We start from the raw sequence: 6,101 nt of genomic DNA on the forward strand, positions 1-6,101 counted from the left end.
CGCTGTTCCCGTTCGCCATGCTCGTCGCGAAGGTGGCGCCGGGTGGAGGCGGCCACGCCGGTGCGGCGGCGGGCAAGGCCGGGCACGGCGTGCTGACCAAGCTGTTCGGCGGCAACGTCGCGACCAAGGTGGTGGCCGTGGCCACCGGCGCGATCGTGGTGGGCGGCGCGGGCGCCGCCGCGATCGTCCTGACCCACCACAAGCCGAAGAAGGCCGCCGTGGCGCCGCTGCGCGTCGAGCTGGCCTCCTACAACCGGCCGGTCACCGGCCTGGACCTGAGCGGCGCCCGCTCCGTCCAGGTGAGCGGCGGGAAGGACGCCGCCCTGCGCCGCCGTGTCAACGACGCTCTGGCCGCCCCGCTCGAATGGGCGGTCGACGAGATGCGGCAGATGACCGCCAGGCAACAGCCGGCCTGCACGCAGCCGACCGTCCTGGGGGCCAAGCCCGAGATCGGGCTGCGCGGCCCGCACCTGGTGACCGTCCGGTACGAGCTGCCGAAGCAGTTCTGCCACCCGCTGGACTTCGAGCTGCCGCACATCACCGTCACCGTCGACCTGCGCACCGGCCGGTCGCTGACGGGCGAGGAGGTGTTCGCCCCCGGCACGGCCACCACGAGCGGCATCGACAGGCTGATGCGACGCGTGCAGCCCCACACCACCAAGCCGGACCTCGCCCTGGTGTGCACCGAGGGGACGGCGCCCCGGGACTTCCGCCCGGGCGCGCCGTTCAACACGAAACGGCCGCAGCCGCCGCGCGTCTCGCCCTTCCTCACCCCGAAGGGCCTGGACGTCACGTGGTCGCATGTGGGCAGCGAGTGCCCGTTCTACGCGGTCACCCTGCCGTACTCCGAGGCACGCGACCTGCTCGCGCCGCAGATCGTCGCGGAACTGCCCCGGTAGGCCCCCTCAGGAGGGGTCCGCCGTCGGCGCGAACTCAGCCAGCATGTTCAGCAGCTGGTCCACGCGTTCGACGATGACGGCGCGCAACCGCTCGGCGAGCCTGTTCCAGTCTTCGGCGGTCGGGGGCTGCCCGGGTGGGAGGGCCGAGAGCGCCACGCGGATCTCCTCGAGGGTGAGCCCGACCCGTTGCGCGGCCCGGATCATCGCGACGCGGCACAGCACGTCGGCGAAGAATCGGCGTTGGTTGTCGCTCGTACGCTCGCAGGGCAACAGGTCCTGGTCGGCGTACCAGCGCACCGCCGACCTGGCGATGCCCATGCGCTCCGCGACCTGGCCGACCGTGAGCCCGGAGACGTGCCACTGCTGGTCCATGAGCCTACGATCGCGCGGCCACGGGCTTGCGTTCAAGTTCACTTGACCCCCTAGCGTCTCGCCCACCTGACCGCGAGACGTACAGGAGGAGACACGATGTCCGAGATGCTGCGCGTCGGCGTGCTCGTCGGAAGCACCCGCCCGGCCCGGCGGGCCAGAGCGGTCGCCGAGTGGATCTGCGCGGGCCCCGAGGCCGGTGAGCTCGGCCTCGATCCGACCGTGGTCGACCTGGAGGAGATCGGCCTGCCGATGCTGGCCGAACCCGATCCGCCCGCCTTCGGCCGCTACGCGCTCGAGCACACGAAGGCCTGGTCGGAGCTGGTCGCCGGGTTCGACGCCTATGTGCTCGTCACACCGGAGTACAACCACTCCACCACCGCCGTGCTGAAGAACGCGCTGGACCACCTGTACGCCGAGTGGCAGGACAAGGCCGTGGGCTTCGCCGGCTACGGCACCGGCGGCGGGCTCAGAGCCGTCGAACACCTGCGCGGGATCACCGCGGAGCTCGGGATGGCCGGCGTCGGGCCGCAGGTGGCCCTCGACATCTTCGAGGACTTCGATGACCAGGGCCGATGCGAGCCACGGGCACGACAGACCGAGGCGCGCCGCCGGATGCTCACCGGCCTGGCGCGGTGGGGACGGTCGCTGCGCGGGCTGCGCGCCGCCCCACCGGCTTCGGACGGCGAGCGGCCGCGCCTGCACTCGCCCGTGGACGCCGCCGAGGCCTCCGCCGCGGTGGAGCGGCTGATCGAGACGCTCCAGGGCGGCGGCGACACCACCGACGCCGACGAGTACGACCGGATGTTCGCCGACGACATCCTCTGGGGCAGCCCCTACGGACGCACGCTGGCGGGCTACGAGCAGCTCAACGAGATCCACCACACCCTCATGGCGAAGAGCGTCGCCCCACCGTCACGGTTCGAGCCGGTCCAGGTGCTCGCGCCGGCACCGGACGTGACCATCGCCCACATCCGCAGACGCGCCCTGCCCGACGGCACCGGCGAGCCGGGCTTCTCCGAGATGGCGATGTACGTCCTGATCAAGCGGAACGGCACCTGGTGGCTGGCCGCCGGCCAGAACACCCCGATCGCCGACCCGGTCGAGGGGCCGGCTACCGCGGGCGGCGCTCGCCCAGGGCGGCGAGGCCGGTGACGAGCAGGTCGACGAGGAGGCGTGCCCGGCTGCCGTCCGGGTCGAGATCGGGGTCGAAGACGGTCACCTGTGCTCCGGTCGCGCGTGGTGCGAGGGCCACGAGGAGATCGGTCAGCTCGGCGGCGCCGAGCCCTCCGGGGTCGGGGGAATCGACGGCGGGCATCACGCTCGGGTCGAGGATGTCGACGTCCACATGCAGCCAGTAGCCGTCGAGGTCGTCACGGTCGACGACCTCCAGAATCCGTCGCGCGGCCTCCGCGGTGCCGTGCGAGCGGATCTGCGCGGCGGTGACGACCGCGCCCAGGAGCGCGGTGGTCTCCTCAAGCGCCGAGTCGCCGTCGCGGCAGCCCGCATGGGCGGTGTCGGCGGGGACGAAGTAGGGGCCGAGGCCGTCGATATCGGCGATCGCGGGCCAGTGGCGGCCCACCGCGGCGGCCAGATCCTCTCCGGCCAGGCTGGCGCACTGGTCGGAGTTGCCCGGATGCCGGAAGTCGGTGTGTCCGTCGAGATGCACCAGGCCGTAACGCCCCGGCGCCCGCCGCATGGCGATGCCCGCCCCCACGAGCAGGCTGCAGTCACCGCCGACCACCAGAGGCGTGAGGCCGTCGGCGCGGAGGGCCTCGATGCGCCCGGCCAGCCGCCGGGCGTGCTCGACGATGGCCTGCTGGTTGCGCAGCACGCCCGGCCGGGCATCGTCGGCGTACCGGCGGGGGAGTACGGCGCCACGGTCCTGCCCGCCGAGCTCGGCGAAGCGTCGGTAGAGACCCGCCTCACGCAGCGCCTCGGGTGCCTTGGCCGTGCCGGGCACGCTGGTCGGCGCGGGCGGACGCAACCCCAGGTTGGTGGGGGCGGAGGTCAGTCCGATCGTCACCAGCCGAAGCTACACCCAGGGTCCCTACGGGCCTGCCCGGCCCACGCGGGGGAGGGCGGCCTCGATGACCTCCAGGCCGGTGACGGCCTCGTCCAGTGTCACCGGAGGCGGGGCCTCGCCGCGGATCGCGGCGGCGACCGCCGGATAGAAGTCCTGGTAGCGGCCGTGCTCCGTGGCGTGCGGCCGCGTGCTGCCCGGAGTGCCGAGCAGCCCGTACGCCTCCGGCGGGGTCACCCCGAAGCCGGGGTCTCCCGGCGTAAGGCCGTCGCGGAGCTGGGCCTCCTGGCCGTCCAGCCCGTATGTCGTGTACGCCGCCTCGTCGCCGAGCACGCGGAAGCGGGGGCCCAGGTCGGCGCTGATCGCGCTCATCCACAGGTGCGACCGGACGCCGTTCGCGTGGGTCAGGGCCACGAACGCGTCGTCGGCGGCCTCCGCGTCGGCGCGGCGTACGTCCACCTCCGCGTACACCTCCGCGGTCGGTGGGCCGAACAGGGCGATCGCCTGGTCGATGAGGTGCGAGCCCAGGTCGTACAGGACACCGCCGGCGGCGGCCGGATCGGCGGTCTCCTTCCAGCCCGGCTTGATCTGCGGGCGCCAGCGGGTGAACCGCGACTCGAACCGCAGCACCCGGCCCAGCGCGCCCGATGAGCACAGCCGGGCGACCGTGCGGAAGTCGCCGTCCCAGCGCCGGTTGTGGAAGGGGACCACGAGCGGGCCGCCGGCGAGCGAGCGCGCCTCGGCCGCGGTCGGGGCGATCGGCTTGTCGACCACGACCGGCAGGCCGGCGTCGAGCGCGGCGCGGGCGAGGGGAACGTGGAGGCGGTTCGGCGTGGTGACCACCACCAGGTCGTAACCGCCCGTCCACACCGAGTCCGGATGTTCCAGGATCTCCGTGTCCGGGTATCGGTTCTGGACGTTCGCCCGCCGGTCGGGGTTCGCCGTCACGACGGCGGCCAGGTCCAGCTCCGGCGCGGCGGAGATGAGCGGAGCGTGGAAGACGGCACCTCCGGTGCCATAGCCGATCAACGCGACCCGAAGGGTGTCCACAGATGGCCTCCTCGGAATCCATTTGATCACGCTCCGGGTCTGTCCCGGCACGCGCGCCCGTCCTAGTGTCGCTTCGGGGCCCACGAAGGGGAGGAGTGTGCATGCCCGGACCATCCCCGGATGCGAATCTGGCGGAGGTGCTCAGGCAGCGGACGCACGCGTTCGGCTGGTCTGAACGGGCCGCGTTCCTGTGCGGTGACGACGTCTACACCCACGACGAGGTGCACCGGGGGGCGGCCCGGGTCGCGTCGCTGCTGCGTGCGCACGGCGTCGCGCCGAGCGACCGGGTGGCGATCGCGCTGCCCGGCTCGATGGAGCTCGTCTGGTCGTTTCTCGGCGCCGTACGCATCGGCGCCGTCGCGGTGCTGGCCGATCCGGACGCCTCGGCGCTGCCCCCCGCGGCCTTCGCGGTCTGCGCGCCCGGACGCCACCCCCGCACGATCACACCCGTGGAGCTGATCGCCGCGCTGCCCGCCGCCGCGTCCGCCGACCCGCACCCGGTGCGGCCCGAGGCGCCGGCGTACGGCCAGCACGCCGCGACGTACGCCCACCGCGACCCCGAAGAGTCCTACCTGGCGATGGAGCCGTTCGGGCTGCGCGAGAACGACGTGCTGTTCTCGGTGTCGAAGACCTACGACCCGGTCGGCCTGCGCAACACGATCTTCCTTCCGCTGTTCACCGGCTCCTGCGCGATCCTCGACTCGCGGCAGCGCTCGATCTCCCTGGTCGCCGAGGGTGTACGGCGGCACCGGGCCAGCGTGCTGCTGTCGACGTCGGCGTTCCTGGGCCGCGTCGCGGCGGAGCGGCCGCCGGGCGACTTCGCACCGTTGCGGCTCGCGGTCTCCCAGGGGACGACGCCACCACCGAGCAGGGTCGAGCAGTGGCTCGGCTGCCCGGTCGTGACGCCGTAGGGGTCAGCTGCCGGACCCCGCGTAGGTGCCGAAGCTCCAGAAGACGCCCTCGGGGTCGCGCACCGTGAACCCGCGCCCGTACGGCTCGTCGCTCGGCTCCCGCACGACCGGGGCGCCCGCCGCGCACGCGCGCTCGAACAGGCCGTCGACGTCGTCGGTCACGACATAGACCGAACCGGTGCCCGGCGGCAGGCCGGCGATGGAGCTGTCCTCGCGGGCGGCGCTGCCGAGCATGACGCCGCCGCCGAGGGGCCAGCGGAGCTCGGCGTGGTCGACGCGGTCGCCACTCTCATAGACCGCGACGCGTTCGAAGCCGAAGGCGTCGATCAGGAACCGGATGGCGGCGTGGGCGTCGTCGTATCGGAACGACGGCCAGATCATGGTTTCGCTCATGAATCCTCCTTCGTCGGAGGAGTGACCATGGGCGCTGCGTTCTCGATTCGCTCACTGCGTTCGCTCATGGCCCTATCGTCGGCCGGGGCCCTCACCGCCGTCTTGGATGAATGGGAGATCGGAGCCGGTCAGCCACGCCGAAGGCGGGCAGCCGCAGAGCTCGTTCCACTCGCGCGCCAGGTGTGCCTGGTCATAGAAGCCGCACACGGCCGCGACCTCGGCGAGCGTCGGCCGGTCGTGCCGCGACAGCAGCCGTTTGGAGCGCTGGAAGCGTACGACGCGCGCCGTCTCCTTCGGCGTTAGCCCGTATTCGGCGGTGAACCGCGCGGCCAGGTGCCGGCGGCTCCAGCCGACCTCGGCGGCGATGTCGGCGACCCGCGGCAGCCCGCCGTTCTCCGTGATCAGCCGCCGGGCGTGGCGCAGCTCGTCCGGCGGCACGCCCGGCCGGCCGGCGAT

The 6,101-nt window shown here is 73.0% G+C and carries 8 protein-coding genes; 3 read left to right on the forward strand and 5 right to left on the reverse strand.

The genetic code is table 11. The features are described 5' to 3' along the window. Nucleotides 1-899, forward strand: an 899-nt coding sequence (locus ACFFNX_RS39140; RefSeq protein ID WP_378211204.1) for a hypothetical protein, incomplete at its 5' end; no start/stop codon positions are given. Nucleotides 900-905: 6 nt separating this feature from the next. Here ACFFNX_RS39140 and ACFFNX_RS39145 read toward each other — a convergent pair. After that, nucleotides 906-1,271, reverse strand: a complete 366-nt coding sequence (locus ACFFNX_RS39145) for a MerR family DNA-binding protein (RefSeq protein WP_378211205.1) — start codon at nt 1,269-1,271, stop codon at nt 906-908. Nucleotides 1,272-1,367: 96 nt separating this feature from the next. Between ACFFNX_RS39145 and ACFFNX_RS39150 the strand changes: the two genes are divergently transcribed. Beyond that, nucleotides 1,368-2,423: an SgcJ/EcaC family oxidoreductase gene (locus ACFFNX_RS39150; RefSeq protein ID WP_378211207.1), complete on the forward strand. Its 1,056-nt coding sequence runs from the start codon at nt 1,368-1,370 to the stop codon at nt 2,421-2,423. On the opposite strand, the gene ACFFNX_RS39155 is transcribed toward ACFFNX_RS39150, so the two are convergent. Continuing rightward, nucleotides 2,383-3,294: an arginase family protein gene (locus ACFFNX_RS39155; protein ID WP_378211208.1), complete on the reverse strand. Its 912-nt coding sequence runs from the start codon at nt 3,292-3,294 to the stop codon at nt 2,383-2,385. The genes ACFFNX_RS39150 and ACFFNX_RS39155 overlap by 41 nt on opposite strands. 24 nt (nt 3,295-3,318) lie before the next feature. Next, nucleotides 3,319-4,341, reverse strand: coding sequence for a Gfo/Idh/MocA family oxidoreductase (locus ACFFNX_RS39160; RefSeq protein ID WP_378211209.1), 1,023 nt, complete (start codon nt 4,339-4,341; stop codon nt 3,319-3,321). Nucleotides 4,342-4,442: 101 nt separating this feature from the next. On the opposite strand from ACFFNX_RS39160, the gene ACFFNX_RS39165 reads away from it, so the two are divergent. Next, entirely contained in the window at nt 4,443-5,252 is an 810-nt protein-coding gene (locus ACFFNX_RS39165) for an AMP-binding protein (protein WP_378211210.1), read from the forward strand. 3 nt (nt 5,253-5,255) lie between these two features. On the opposite strand, the gene ACFFNX_RS39170 is transcribed toward ACFFNX_RS39165, so the two are convergent. Together ACFFNX_RS39170 and ACFFNX_RS39175 are read right to left on the reverse strand one after the other, a co-directional pair. Continuing rightward, the gene (locus ACFFNX_RS39170) at nt 5,256-5,645 is read right to left on the reverse strand and encodes a VOC family protein (protein ID WP_378211212.1); all 390 of its coding nucleotides are present in this window, start codon (nt 5,643-5,645) and stop codon (nt 5,256-5,258) included. Nucleotides 5,646-5,717: 72 nt separating this feature from the next. Continuing rightward, on the reverse strand, nt 5,718-6,101 hold a 384-nt coding region (locus ACFFNX_RS39175; RefSeq protein WP_378211213.1), incomplete at its 5' end, for a helix-turn-helix domain-containing protein.

The organism is Actinoallomurus acaciae (genome assembly GCF_042429965.1).
Lineage (GTDB): Bacteria > Actinomycetota > Actinomycetes > Streptosporangiales > Streptosporangiaceae > Actinoallomurus > Actinoallomurus acaciae.